General features: G+C 61.8%; 13 protein-coding genes and 1 pseudogene. 5 read left to right on the top strand and 9 right to left on the bottom strand.

Going from position 1 to position 12,465, the window contains the following annotated elements; all coding sequences use genetic code 11:
- Nucleotides 1-408: 408 nt before the first annotated feature.
- The gene (locus FQ377_RS13350; RefSeq protein ID WP_148601717.1) at nucleotides 409-855 is read right to left on the bottom strand and encodes a heavy metal-responsive transcriptional regulator; all 447 of its coding nucleotides are present in this window, start codon (nucleotides 853-855) and stop codon (nucleotides 409-411) included.
- A gap of 54 nt (nucleotides 856-909) precedes the next feature.
- Between FQ377_RS13350 and FQ377_RS13345 the strand changes: the two genes are divergently transcribed.
- The 3 genes from FQ377_RS13345 (at nucleotide 910) to FQ377_RS13335 (ending at nucleotide 3,233) form a co-directional block, all read left to right on the top strand.
- On the top strand, nucleotides 910-1,203 hold the full coding sequence (locus FQ377_RS13345) for a thioredoxin family protein (RefSeq protein WP_136455754.1): 294 nt from the start codon (nucleotides 910-912) through the stop codon (nucleotides 1,201-1,203).
- 53 nt (nucleotides 1,204-1,256) lie between these two features.
- Entirely contained in the window at nucleotides 1,257-2,627 is a 1,371-nt protein-coding gene (locus tag FQ377_RS13340; RefSeq protein ID WP_148601716.1) for a dihydrolipoyl dehydrogenase family protein, read from the top strand.
- A 192-nt stretch (nucleotides 2,628-2,819) separates the two neighbouring features.
- Nucleotides 2,820-3,233, top strand: coding sequence for a YkvA family protein (locus FQ377_RS13335; RefSeq protein WP_148601715.1), 414 nt, complete (start codon nucleotides 2,820-2,822; stop codon nucleotides 3,231-3,233).
- Between the two features lie 126 nt (nucleotides 3,234-3,359).
- On the opposite strand, the gene FQ377_RS13330 is transcribed toward FQ377_RS13335, so the two are convergent.
- Both FQ377_RS13330 and FQ377_RS13325 read right to left on the bottom strand, forming a co-directional pair.
- Nucleotides 3,360-4,457, bottom strand: a complete 1,098-nt coding sequence (locus FQ377_RS13330; RefSeq protein WP_246021462.1) for a VIT1/CCC1 transporter family protein — start codon at nucleotides 4,455-4,457, stop codon at nucleotides 3,360-3,362.
- Between the two features lie 452 nt (nucleotides 4,458-4,909).
- The gene (locus tag FQ377_RS13325) at nucleotides 4,910-5,830 is read right to left on the bottom strand and encodes an EamA family transporter (protein WP_148601714.1); all 921 of its coding nucleotides are present in this window, start codon (nucleotides 5,828-5,830) and stop codon (nucleotides 4,910-4,912) included.
- Between the two features lie 45 nt (nucleotides 5,831-5,875).
- Here FQ377_RS13325 and FQ377_RS13320 point away from each other — a divergent pair, with 45 nt between their 5' ends.
- Nucleotides 5,876-6,367, top strand: a complete 492-nt coding sequence (locus tag FQ377_RS13320; protein ID WP_136455759.1) for a MarR family winged helix-turn-helix transcriptional regulator — start codon at nucleotides 5,876-5,878, stop codon at nucleotides 6,365-6,367.
- A gap of 173 nt (nucleotides 6,368-6,540) precedes the next feature.
- The gene (locus FQ377_RS13315) at nucleotides 6,541-7,131 is read left to right on the top strand and encodes a recombinase family protein (RefSeq protein ID WP_316245931.1); all 591 of its coding nucleotides are present in this window, start codon (nucleotides 6,541-6,543) and stop codon (nucleotides 7,129-7,131) included.
- A gap of 103 nt (nucleotides 7,132-7,234) precedes the next feature.
- Here the strand turns inward: FQ377_RS13315 and FQ377_RS13310 are convergent, their stop codons facing one another.
- From FQ377_RS13310 to lgt, 6 genes and pseudogenes are all read right to left on the bottom strand, one after another.
- Complete coding sequence (locus FQ377_RS13310; RefSeq protein WP_148601713.1) at nucleotides 7,235-8,536, bottom strand: ISL3 family transposase; 1,302 nt, start codon at nucleotides 8,534-8,536, stop codon at nucleotides 7,235-7,237.
- Between the two features lie 162 nt (nucleotides 8,537-8,698).
- A pseudogene (locus FQ377_RS13305) lies at nucleotides 8,699-8,898 on the bottom strand (IS256 family transposase); the annotation flags it as partial.
- Between the two features lie 112 nt (nucleotides 8,899-9,010).
- The gene (locus FQ377_RS13300) at nucleotides 9,011-10,315 is read right to left on the bottom strand and encodes an APC family permease (RefSeq protein WP_187393369.1); all 1,305 of its coding nucleotides are present in this window, start codon (nucleotides 10,313-10,315) and stop codon (nucleotides 9,011-9,013) included.
- A gap of 338 nt (nucleotides 10,316-10,653) precedes the next feature.
- Nucleotides 10,654-10,878 (bottom strand): hypothetical protein, encoded by a 225-nt coding sequence (locus FQ377_RS13295; RefSeq protein WP_136455668.1) that lies wholly within the window; start codon nucleotides 10,876-10,878, stop codon nucleotides 10,654-10,656.
- Nucleotides 10,879-10,883: 5 nt separating this feature from the next.
- Nucleotides 10,884-11,384, bottom strand: coding sequence for a DUF3093 domain-containing protein (locus tag FQ377_RS13290; protein WP_246021423.1), 501 nt, complete (start codon nucleotides 11,382-11,384; stop codon nucleotides 10,884-10,886).
- 130 nt (nucleotides 11,385-11,514) lie between these two features.
- Nucleotides 11,515-12,444: a prolipoprotein diacylglyceryl transferase gene (gene lgt / locus FQ377_RS13285; RefSeq protein WP_136455670.1), complete on the bottom strand. Its 930-nt coding sequence runs from the start codon at nucleotides 12,442-12,444 to the stop codon at nucleotides 11,515-11,517.
- Nucleotides 12,445-12,465 lie beyond the last annotated feature (21 nt).

The following is a 12,465-nucleotide window of genomic DNA, read 5'->3' as shown; positions in this document are numbered from 1 at the left end:
CCGTGAACGGACTCATCGAACTCCACCGCCGCGTCGCCCGAGGATTCCGCAACCGAGACAACTACCGCCTACGCATGCTCCTCATCGGCGGCGGACTCAGCCACTCCCACCTCAAGTAAGAAGAGCCCCATTATCGGATGCGAAACTCACACAACCACTGGACTCCTACCCGGGGACCCAACCAGAGGGTTGACGATCCCCATGTGAGTCACGGCGGTTAATAGCGTTGTTTTCTTGGCGTTTTTGTCCGCTACCGATGTTTGAGGGCGATCCGGAGTTCGCATCGTCGGCAGATGTGGGCGGCTTCGTCGGGCACGGCGTGTAGCTTTTTCAGGGCAAGGTGGCGTCCGCAGCAGGAATAGGTGCCTGGTGATTGGCTGCTCTGACGCGCGGAGGTCATGGGCCAGTCTAGGACCCGGTAGCGATTGGTGTGAGGGGCGATTCGTGTGGGGGCTCTGTCTTCGGGGTGATGATCTGGCAGATGTCTGCCGGCCCGCAATCGGCCGGGTTTAGGGTGTGACTGGTCTTGATGAGTTCCTCGAGTTCAGCGGCCAGGTCGGTGAGCGCCTTCAGCCGTGTCTGTACCTCTGCGAGTTTCTGCTCGAGGACGAGGGACACGTGTGTGCAGGGAGTGTGGCCCGCGTCCCGGAGGTTGAGGACCTGCGCGATCTCAGCCAGGGCAAGGCCGGCGTTCTGGGCTGCACGGATGAACCGCAGACGGCCGATAGCTGTTGCGTCATACGCCCGATAACCATTCGCGGCCCGCCGGGGTTGAGGTAGTAAGCCTTGACGTTCGTAGAAGCGGATGGTCTGACTGTCAACGCCCGTGATGGTGGAAAGCTCCCCGATCAACATGATCAGAGCCTATCGCTTGACCTTGTATCTGACTGCAAGGTTTACGGTGACCATATGAACATCACCCTGCAGTACTTTGATGGTTGCCCGAACTGGTCCGTTGCTGAGGAACGGCTGCGGCTGCTTGTTGCGGAACGCCCGGACATCGATCTTCGCTATCAGCTCATCGACTCTGTGGAAGAAGCTGAACGCGCAGGCTTCCATGGCTCTCCTACGATCCTGATTGACGGTGTTGATGCGTTCGGTGGTTCAGCCGCCCCGGTAGGGCTTGCCTGCCGCCGGTACATGACTGATGACGGGCCCGCCGGCGCGCCGAGCATGGCACAGATCAGAGACGCTATCGGCTGAGTGAGCACTGCCGGCACTACGTTCCATGACTACTGAAGAAGAGGACCTTTCTCATGACTGATATCTATGACGCGTTGGTCATCGGGGCAGGGATGGCAGGAGTTGCTGCCGCCACGAAGACTGCGTCGAAAGGTTGGCGGGTCGGCATCGTCGATGCCCTGCCGTACGGCGGCACCTGCGCGCTGCGCGGCTGTGACCCGAAGAAGATCCTGCGCCGCGGCGCTGAAGTGGTCGACGCTGCGCGCCTGATGGCCGGCAAAGGCATCGACACTGGAGGGCTGTCCATCAACTGGGAAGATTTGATGAAGCACAAGCACGGCTTCACGGACCCCGTTCCTGAGTCCATGGAGCAAGACCTCAAGGCTCATGGTGTTGAAACCCTGCATGGAGTGGCAACCTTCACCGGACCCACGCAGGTCGACGTCGGCGGAACACCCTATGAGGCGGCAAAGATCCTCATCGCCACGGGAGCTGTCCCGCGGCCCCTGGGCTTCCCCGGTCATGAGCATGTGATCGATAGCAGCGAATTCCTGAACCTGGAAGTACTACCGCCCCGGATCGTGTTCATCGGTGGCGGGTTCATCTCTTTCGAGTTCGCCCACATCGCAGCACGGGCAGGAAGCGCCCCGATCATCCTTGACCGAGGAGAGCGCCCACTGAAATCCTTCGATGCGGACCTTGTCGAATTGCTCATCAACCGCGGCTCCGACGCCGGAGTCGAGGTGCGCCGCCTGACCAGCGTCACAGCGATCACGAAAAGCAGCAGCGGATATACCCTCCACACCGACATCCCGGGGACCAGCGACACCAGCGGTGCGCGGCAAACACTCCAGGCCGACCTCGTCGTCCACGGCGCCGGAAGAGTCGCAGAACTGTCCCGACTGAACCTCGAAGCAGGTCAGATCGATCACGGTCATCATGGCGTCAAGGTATCCGGCCACCTACAAAGCCTCACCAACCCGGCCGTCTACGCGGCAGGCGACGCAGCCGACACCGCCGGGCTACCCCTGACCCCGGTAGCAGTCATCGAAGCGAAAGTCGCAGCCTCGAACATGCTCAAATCCGCCACCAGCGTCCCGGACTACGCCGCCACCCCCACCGCCGTGTTCACTGTCCCCGAACTCGTCCGGGTCGGCATGCTCGAACACGAAGCCAACGACAGCGGCCTGAATATCGACGTCCGCTACACCGACACCAGCCAGTGGTACTCGAACTACCGGCTCGGCGAAACCGCAGGAGCTGCGAAGATCCTGGTCGACAGGGACACCGACCTCATCGTCGGCGCTCACCTCTTCGGACACGGCTACGCCGAACTCGCGAACACCATCAGCCTCGCCATGAAACACCGGCTCACCACCCGGCAGCTCAAATCAACGACCGCCGTCTACCCCTCCACCGGATCCGACCTCAGCTCCATGCTCTGATCCTGGACAAAGCTGGACCACGGCACGACCAGATCAAAGAATCCACACCTATAGCAGTCGGCCGTCCAACCGCCTCCATCGCACCCAGGAGCGACAGAATGTAGGGCACGTGGCGCGGCGGGCTCGTGTCTCTCCAGACGGAAGACTTATCACTGACATAGCGCATTCACGAGGTTTAAGTGAGGAGTTGTCATGCCGGCATGGTGGGATGCGACATGGCCCGTACTGACCGGTGTCCTTGCAGGTCTTCTGGTGCTCTGGGTGGTCCTCCTGATCGCCCTGTGGCGGGCTACTCCGAATCAGACAACGTTGCGGGATGCCCTCAGACTGCTGCCGGACGTGATCCGACTCATTAAGCGCCTGTCCGCCGACCGGACGCTTTCCCGAGGGGTGCGAGTACGGCTGGTGCTTCTCATGGCGTATTTGGCATTACCTTTTGATGTGGTGCCGGATTTCATCCCCATCCTCGGTTACGCCGACGACGCCATCATCATCATCCTCGTGCTGCGCTCAGTAGTACGCACAGCCGGTCCCGAAGCGCTGTCACGACACTGGCTAGGCACTCCTGAAGGGCTGGCGGCAGTACGGAGCCTCATCGGTGGGTGAGTGATCCCTTGTGAGAACTCAGGCACGGGCTGTTCGCCGCCGGTAACATCTTGTTCCCAGTGGAACGGATCTCGTGGGTGCACGACCATGTGTTCCGGTGCGGAGCCTGACCCACCGCTGCGGGGGTCAGGCCACTGATACGCCGAAGACGAGCCCGAGGACGTAGGTAATCGCGGCTGCTCCGAGCCCGATCCCCAGCTGCCGCAGCGCGAGGCGCAGCGGTGAGGCGCCGGAGAGCAGGGCGACGACGGCCCCGGTGGCCAGCAGGGCCACCCCCACCAGGACGCAGGCGACGACGACGGCGGTCACACCGCCGAGGCCCACGAGATAGGGCAGGACCGGGATGATGGCGCCGGAGGCGAAGAAGCAGAAACTCGACGCGGCCGCCCCCACCCCCGTGCCCACCGTCTCGTGCTCGTCGACGGCGTCCTCTTCTTGGGGTTGGAGCGAGAAACTGGGGTCGCAGTCACAGGTATAGATGCCAAGGCGCTCCGCAGCGCGGTGTTCGGCGGCCGCTGGTGTCATCCCGCGTGCCCGGTATACCAGGGCCAGCTCGTTGGCTGCGATGTCGAGTTCCTTCGCGGCGGTCAGGGTGATCTGGGTGGGGCGGGTGGCGGAGAGCAGCTCACGTTGGGACCGCACGGAGACGTACTCCCCGGCGCCCATCGACAGTGCCCCGGCCAACAGTCCGGCCAGTCCGCTGACCAGGATGAAGGCGTTGGAGACACCGGTGGCGCCGATGCCCATGATCAGGGCGAGGTTACTGACCAGGCCGTCGTTCGCGCCGAATACCGCGGCTCGGAAGTTCCCGGAGAGCCTGTTACGACCACGGGTGGCCAGGGCGCGGACCACCTCCTCGTGGATCTGCTCATCGGCGACCATGGCCGGTGTGGCGGAGGGGTCCGTCGCGTAGGGGGAGCGGTTTTCGGCGCGCTGGGCCAAGGCGAGGACGAACACGGAACCGAAGCGCCGTGCAAGGACTCCGAGGATGCGGTTGCGCAGCGACGGCTGCAACGGGCGCCCCACCTCGTTACCGAGGAGGGCGAGCCAGTGTGCCTCGTGCCGGCCCTCGGCGTCGGCGAGCCCGAGCAGGATCTCGCGCTCCTGCCCGCTCCGCCGGCGGGCGAGGTCCCGGTACGTCGCGGCCTCGCCGCGTTCATCGGCGAGGTACTGACGCCAGCGGCGGACGTCGTCGCGGGAAGGAGAGTGCTCAAGGGATGTCACGGGATGCTCCGGTCTCTTCAGTGCATGCGAACACCGACCAAAGCGAGGGGCTCCGGCCGAGTACGCACAAGCGTCTTGTTCGGCCGAAGGTCTCGCTCGCCGGAAGAACCGGTGGAATGCCGGGCGCCGATAGCGCCAGTATGTCGACAGGCCTCACATCCTTTGCGGATGCGGAGCTACTCCCCTTCGACCAGCAATCATACCGCGGATACGCCGACTGGCTGTCGTCCTGTCCGAAGATCGGGAGTGGATCAAGGCTAAGCCTGTCAGTAACCGAGCAGGAACGGTCGACCAGGCCGTGCAGATGATCCTGAGTATTCGTACGAACAACCGCGGGAACCGACAGTTCTGCCACACTCTGGTGATTTTTCGTTAAGGTGGCGGAGTTCTCGACCGGTGGTTGGCGGGGTCGGGAGTCGCTATAGCGTGTGGTTCGTCTCGCTCAGGATCGCTCACCGTGGGTTTTGTGCTTTCGGATTGGTGCGGTGGGCGGCAGGAGATGGGCCCGGCGTCATGCGCTGTAGTGGTCGAATCGTACTCAGGACGAGGGTGCCGAGGATGATGATCGCCCCGATGAGCTGACCGGAGGTCAAAGTTTGGTCGAGGAGCGCCCACCCTGCGAGTGTTGCCACGAGTGGGCTGAGGAGACCTAGAATCGCTGTTGTTGATGCTGGTAGTAGGTGTACCCCGCGGAACCAGAGGGTGTATGCCACGGCGGTGCCGATGATACCGAGGTAGAGGTATCCTGCGATGTTCGGCAGGGTCAGGGCCTGCGGTGGTGGGCCCTCGACGAGGAAAGCGATGGGGGCGAGGAAGAGTCCGCCGGCGACGAGCTGCCAGGACGTGATGGCTAGCAGGGTGTCGGGTCTGCCCCATTTCTTGGTCAGTACTACACCGCTTGCCATGGCGACCGCACCGCTGAGGGCGGCGATGACCCCAACGAGATCGAGCCGGGCTTGGGCTTGGAGGACGAGCATGGCCACACCGATCAGGCCGGTCATCCCTGCGGTGAGCTTCGCCGGCGTCAGTTTCTCTCCGATCCAGCCGGCGGCAAGGACAGCGACCAGGAGCGGTTGCACAGCCCCGATGGTGGCTGCGACGCCACCGGGCAACCGGTATGCGGCGATGAAGAGCAGTGCGAAGAACACCCCGATGTTCAGCATCCCGAGAACACCGGCCCGCCACCACCAACTCCCCGTCGGTAGCCGGCGGACCAGGATGACCAGCAGCGCACCTGCCGGGAGGGACCGTAGGGCTGCGGCCAGCAATGGCCGGTCAGGTGGGAGGAGCTCGGAGGTGACGAGGTACGTCGTTCCCCACACGCAGGGAGCGATGGCTGTGAGGAGCAGGACCATCCACTGTTTGCTAAGCACTACGCAAATATATCTTCGTGCTTAGCTTTTGACTAGGGTGGTGCCATGACAGACACAAACCTTCAGGATCATGTTGCGGTGGTGCTGGAGCAGTGGGGCCGTGAACGCCCTGATGTCGATGTGAGCCCGATGGCCGTGATCGGCAGGCTCTCCCGCGTCGCACGGAGGATCGAGGTGCGCCTCGGTGAGAACTTCGCGGCTCAGGGAATTGATGCGCCGACCTTCGACGTCCTGGCGACACTTCGCCGCTCCGGGGACCCCTACGCCCTGAGCCCGAAAGACTTGGTCGAGACGTCGATGGTGACCTCGAGTGCGATCGCTCAACGCTTGAACAAGCTCGAGGCCGAGGGGCTCATCGAACGAACTTCGAATGAGCGTGACGGCCGTGGGAAGCTGGTCCACCTCACCGACGCAGGCCGCACCATCGTCGACAGTGTTCTTCCGGTTCATGTGGCTGTAGAACACGAGTTCCTTCAAGCCCTCAGCCCAGAGCAGCAGAACACTCTCGCGGAACTCCTCGCAGTCCTCGATCACTGAACTCGTCCACCACTGAGTAAGCGTCCCACCCAAGGATCCTTTGACCAGACCGATAGCAGGGTCAGGCAGGGAGTCAGTCGACCTCAGCATCGGCGGGGGAGTACTCGGCCGCGTTGCGTCCCAGCAATGTGTCTCACGTCGTCTATTCTCAACAAAGTAGAAGGACGCCTTTGATGAGCGTTAGGAGTGTTGGGTTGGGAAGTATCGGGTATGCCAGGGTCAGCACGCTGGAGCAGAACGCGGATCTGCAGCACGCAGCGCTCACTGTTGCTGGCTGCAGCCGAATCTTCACTGACCATGGTGTGAGCGGGACAAGAGCGAGCCGGCCCGAGCTGGACAAGCTCCTTGATCACCTGCGGGCGGGGGACGAGGTGGTGGTGTGGAAACTAGACCGGTTGGGACGCAACACCAGGAACCTGCTTGCACTCATCGACGATCTCGAGCAGCGTGGTGTGCACTTCCGGAGTGTGACCGAGGGAATCAGCACGACCGGTCCGATGGGCAGAGCCATGCTGACGGTGATGTCCGCGTTCGCTCAGCTCGAGCGCGACCAGCTCGCCGAGCGCACCCGGGCAGGTATGGCCATAGCGGCCGAGCACGGGAGGAAGGCCGGTCGGCGGGAAATCACCGCCGAGCACGCCAAGGTGAAACGGGCACGAGAGCTCAAAGCCCAGGGGCTTGCGCCGGCGGATATCGGGAAGATCATCGGGGCGAGTCGGGCGACGGTGTATCGCTACCTCAGCTTGGAGGGAGGAGCCCCGTGAACCGCCCTGGGACGGTCCTATAGATGTCAAATGAGTCCGAGGTCGGTTCCGTCAACACAGTTTTCGGGCGCGTCCAATTACGGACATTGCCGGCTCATCGTAATTAAGAGTGGAGACGGGGTCTGAAGCCGCCTGATTCGAGCAGTGATCGGGCGATGTAGTGGGTGAGATTTCGGAAGCCTAGGGCTGATCCGCGCAGGTGCTCGAGCCGCCCGTTAATCGCCTCCGTGGGTCCGTTGCTGGTGCCGGGTCGGTCGAAGAACGCGAGGACATCGGCGGCCCGTTGTTTCATGGTCCGGCCGAGCCTGCGGATCTCGACCAGAGCGGCCGGCACGCCGGTGATGACCGCGTCGATCACGGCTTTCATCAGCTCTTTCCCCTTCTTCTTATTGGGTTCCCGGTACGCAGCGACGATCCGCTGGTAGATACCCCAGGTCGCCTCCACCTCAACGTGGTCCTCACCCTCGAAGACAGCGAGGAGGCGCGCTTGCTGCTTGTCGGTGAGAAGGTCCGCCCCGGTATGCAAGGTCCGCCGGGCCCGGTAGAGGGGGTCACCGGAACGGCCACGGTGCCCGGTTGTGGTCTGTTGGACGCGTTGCCGGCACCGATCCAACCCGTCGCCTGCTAGGCGCACGACATGGAAGGGATCCATCACTGGAACCGCGTCGGGGAGCTCTTCCGTAGTGGCGGTCTTGAACCCGGTGAACCCGTCCATCGCCACGACTTCCACTCCATCCCGCCAGGCCTGCGGACGGCCAGCGAGCCACTGCTTGAACACGGACTTGGAGCGGCCTTCGACCATGTCCAACAGTCGTGCCGGCCCCGTTTTCTCGCGGATCGGTGTCAGGTCGATGATGACCGTGACGAACCGATCCCCCTTACGGGTATGCCGCCAGACGTGCTCGTCCACGCCGATCGCGGTGACACCATCGAACCGGCCCGGGGCATCAATCAGAACGCGTTTGCCTTCAGCGAGGACCGCGCTGTTCGCGGTATGCCACGACACTCCCAGACCGGCTGCGACGCGGGACATAGTGAGGTGATCGACCACAATTGCGAACAGCGCCCACGTCAGTCCGCGGCGTGAGATCTTCGCCCTCCGATCGGCGGCCTTCGAGGTGTCTTGCCGCCAGGTCTGTCTGCAGTGCTCGCACCGGTAGCGGCGCACCCGCACCAGCAATGTCGTGGGTCGGTGACCGAAGGGCTCATGAGCGAGCCGACGCGTCACCGTGTCTTTCGGTGCTCCTTCGGCACCACACGTACGGCACCACCGATCGGGTTCAAGGACACGACATTCGAGCACCGCACGATCTGGGTTGAGATGCTGCCCGACGGCTTCGAGGCCGAGCTCGTCGAGCTGGCAGAACGTGGTCAGGTCAGGGCGAACGAAGGTAGCTTTGAGCACGTCGAGGTCTTTCAGATGGTTCGTGTGAGAACTTCCATCATCGGAAGGCCTCGACCTCTATGTCGAGCACGACGCACCCATCCCGCTCACACCGCCGGAACCTCACCTCCACTCTTAATTACGAAGAGCCACATTGCCCGACGTGCGGTCACGGTCAGGGCGATGCTCCTCGTGCCCGAGGTGCCCGGTGAGCTCCTCGTTCAGGGCTGTCTCGAGCACATTCTTCGTGAACAGCTTTAGGAGGCCGTCAGCGCCAGGCCCTGTTCCTTGGCCAAGCGCACGAGCTCCGCCGCAGCATCAGCCTCAGCAGACCGATCCTCGTTCGATTCTTTCTTCGGACTCACAACATCCAGTGTCGTCATGACGGCACTTTCCCCGCCACACTCACGCGCGACGCGTCAGGCCAGAAACACCGCTAAATCCACTGTCCCCTGGTTCAGGGGTCGGGCGAGGCGGATTATTTTCAAGTATTGGCTATGAATCTTGTGGTTTCCGGTGTTTTACGGTGATCCACTGTGTGAGGAAAATTACTCCGCCGAGGCTTACTGAGACGACCAGGGTAAGGGGGTCGCTGCGCAGTTTGCTGATGACGAAGGCGAGGATCACTATGACGTCTAGAGCGATCGCCATGCCCGGGACCCACCGCTTGGCGCTGACCTCCTCCTTGAGGTGTCGAATGATGCCCCAGTGGATCGCAATATCCATCGTTAGGTATAGCAGTGCTCCCATCGACGCGATTTGGCTCAGATCGAAGAAAATGGTGATGATGATCGCGAGACCGGCTGTGATGACAAGGGACTGGTGTTTTATGCCGCTAGGGAGTTTTGGTGCCTGGCCCATACCGCTGAGCATGTCGTAGAGTCGCGAGACAGAATAGATGCTCGCCAGCAGACCCGACAGGGTTGCCACGATTGCTAAGGCGATGGTTAGGTTTGTTCCCCATACACCGAATAGGGGTTCCGCTGCTGCGGCGAGAGCGTAATCGCGGGATTCGATGATCTCCGAAACGCTGAGGCTTCCTGCTACGGCGACTGTCAGCAGGAAATACAGGACCGCGCACAACAGAATTGATATGGTGATCGACCGCCCAATGTTCTTGTTGGGCTCACGAACGTCATCACCCTGGTTGGTGATTGTGGTGAAACCTTTATACGCGAGGATGCACAGTGTGGTCCCAGCGAGGAATCCCAGGAGCCCTTGCCCATCGGGGCCGCTATCGCCTCCCTGTCCTTGGAGGCTGTTCACCAAGGACGACCAGCCCGCGGCAATGATTCCGGCGATGGCAAGAGCAGCTATACCGAAAATCTTCAAGGCTGCTGTGACGGTGGCTGATCGTTCGACGAGCCGGTTGCCGAACAAGTTGACCAGAGCCGCGGCGACGATGGCGAGTACTCCCAGAACAGGAACAAGGACAACTGATCCCTGCAGCCCGAAGGGGCGCAGGGCATACGTTCCGAAGGTTCTCGCCAAAAGGCTTTCGGCGACGACCATGGACACGTACATGAACAGCGAAAAAGAACCAGCAACGACTCCCGGTCCGTAGGCACTCTTGAGGAGCATCGCGATTCCACCCGAGGAATGGTGGGTGCTGGAGTACCGCACGTAGGAGTAGGCGCTGAAGCCGATGACGATAGCACCGGCCAAAAACGCAGCAGGCATCCATCGTCCAGCGATCTCAGAGACCTGGCCCACCAAGGCAAAAATACCTGCCCCGATCATCACCCCCGTACCAAGGGAGACAGATCCAACCAGAGAGAGTTTCTTCGTATCAGCCGGCATCAGAGTAGTTTACCCGCCCCCGCTCCACGACCCCTGTCGAACCCCGTCACGTAAAGGCGCAGGGGGAACTACCACTGCAAGGCCCCGTCAATTCCCACCCGTACCCACGGCCCCGCCGCCCACATCGGGATGCTGAAGGGATGCCTCGGACAGCTAGACCAAACGCCGCCGATACGGACAAGCCGATCACCACTGATACTTTTACCGTCGTCTTTGTCGTGACTTATAGGTACACCGACGTGACAGCTATTCACACGCACGACTCGCATCTATACCACCTCCGGTGATCGAAATCGTCGCAGCAGCCCAGTTTCTCGGGCTGCTCATTTCATTGAGCGTCAGGTGACGAAGAGGAAAGTTGTCAGGGCGGTGGCGGCGGCAAGGGTTAGAAGAATTACGCCAAGGATGAGTGCCCTGCGTTGTTGCTTTCGTCGTTTCTGTCGTTCGGCTTCTGCCTGTTGTACAGCCGCGTGGCGCTGCTGCGCCCCTCGTGTGCGAGCTGATTTGTTCTTGTTTGATGCCATGTCCTGTTTACCTTCCCGCTCGGTTGAGACGTTTCCCACGGGTTTTACTTTTGGGGTGTACGGCTGGTGAGTAGATTGGCAAGTTGGTCGGGGTGCCTGGAGGAAACGAGCCAGTACGGTGCCGGGTCTTCCTGGTCGGTGATTTCGACTTTCACGACGGCGTCAATCCATCCCCTGATACACAGGTAGGTCAATCCGTGCAGGGCTGTGCCACGTTGCGTGGTGGCTTCATCTTTGATGAAGGCCTCGGCTGTGCCGACATACGTCCGGTCGATCCGGGCGCGGCCCACCTGTAGCACGGTGCGGGTAACCAGGATCGTGGGGGTCGATGTGATCATCATGATCACGAGAATGATCAGGGTGATCACCGATGCCACGACCCCGATGGTCATGTCGATCGGGGCGAAGATGACCGCCGGTGCGAAAGCCAAGCCGACAACGATCACCCACACACCGAAGTTTGGGTACAGGCGTTCTTTCCAGAGGACCGGCTCATCTGTTGGTAGCAGCCCGTCCGCGGTAAGGATGGTTTCCGGGGTAGCCACCGGGGGAGAGGCGCTTTCGCTAGTGGAAGTGTTTTCGGAAGGCCGGGCAGTCGGAGGGCCGGATGGGGGGATGTTGGCCCTTGGCTCGTGCGGGTGTTGCATGAGGTGAGTCCTGTCGGTTGATGAGGTGTCAGCGGCCGTGAGGACCGGTAGTGTCGGTCTGCTGTGGCGACAATGCTCGGGCGTCTTGTGGTGAATTTTTGAGTTCCGTGCGGTGCGTGGTGGATCGGGGCCGATTTTTGCGCCGGAGGAAGAGGGTGGTTGCGGCGAGGAAAAGGATCGCAGAGACCCAGGTGTTGATGCGCAGTCCGAGGATGAGGTTGGCGTAGTCGGAGCGCATGAGTTCGAAGAAGAACCTGCCTGCGGTGTACAGGGCGACGTACAGTGCCAGCACAGAACCGGCGCCGAGGGTGGTTTTCTTGTCCAGGATGAGGATCAGTGTTGCTGCAGCCAGGCACCACAGTGACTCATACAAAAAGGTCGGTTCGAAGTATCCGAGGACGACCGGGGCGCCGTCCGCTCCGAGTTTGGCCCGATTGGTGGCCGGGTCTATGGTGTGAATTTGCAGGGCCCAGGGTGCGGTGGAGGGGTCTCCGTAGAGCTCGTTGTTGAACCAGTTGCCCCACCGGCCCAAGGCTTGGGCAATGAGGATTGCCGGTGCTGCGGAGTCGGCGAATGCGAGGAAGTTTACGTTGTTCCGGCGGCAGCCGATGTACGCACCGAGTGCCCCGAGCGCAATTGCCCCCCAGATACCGAGTCCGCCCTCCCAGATCTTGAGGGCGTCCAGTGGGTTCTTTCCGGGCCCGAAGTAGAGCTGGTAGTCGGTGATGACGTGGTAGAGCCTGCCGCCGATGATGCCGAAGGGAACAGCCCATGTGACGACGTCTAGCACCTGGCCGGGTTGGCCTCCGCGGGCGTCGAGGCGGCGTCCGGTGAGCCACACCGCGACGATGATGCCGGCCAGGATGCACAGAGCGTAGAAGTTGATGGTTACCGGGCCAAGAGATAGGGCGCTGATAGTGGGGGAGGGGAAGTACGAATCAGGCTCTATGACCTTCATGGGCGATCCAATGTTGGGAGG

The organism is Arthrobacter echini, assembly GCF_008107445.1.
In the GTDB taxonomy this organism is placed as follows: Bacteria; Actinomycetota; Actinomycetes; order Actinomycetales; family Micrococcaceae; genus Arthrobacter_D; species Arthrobacter_D echini_A.
The sequence above is the reverse complement of the archived record's forward strand: the minus strand, read 5'-3'. Positions and strand labels throughout refer to the sequence as shown.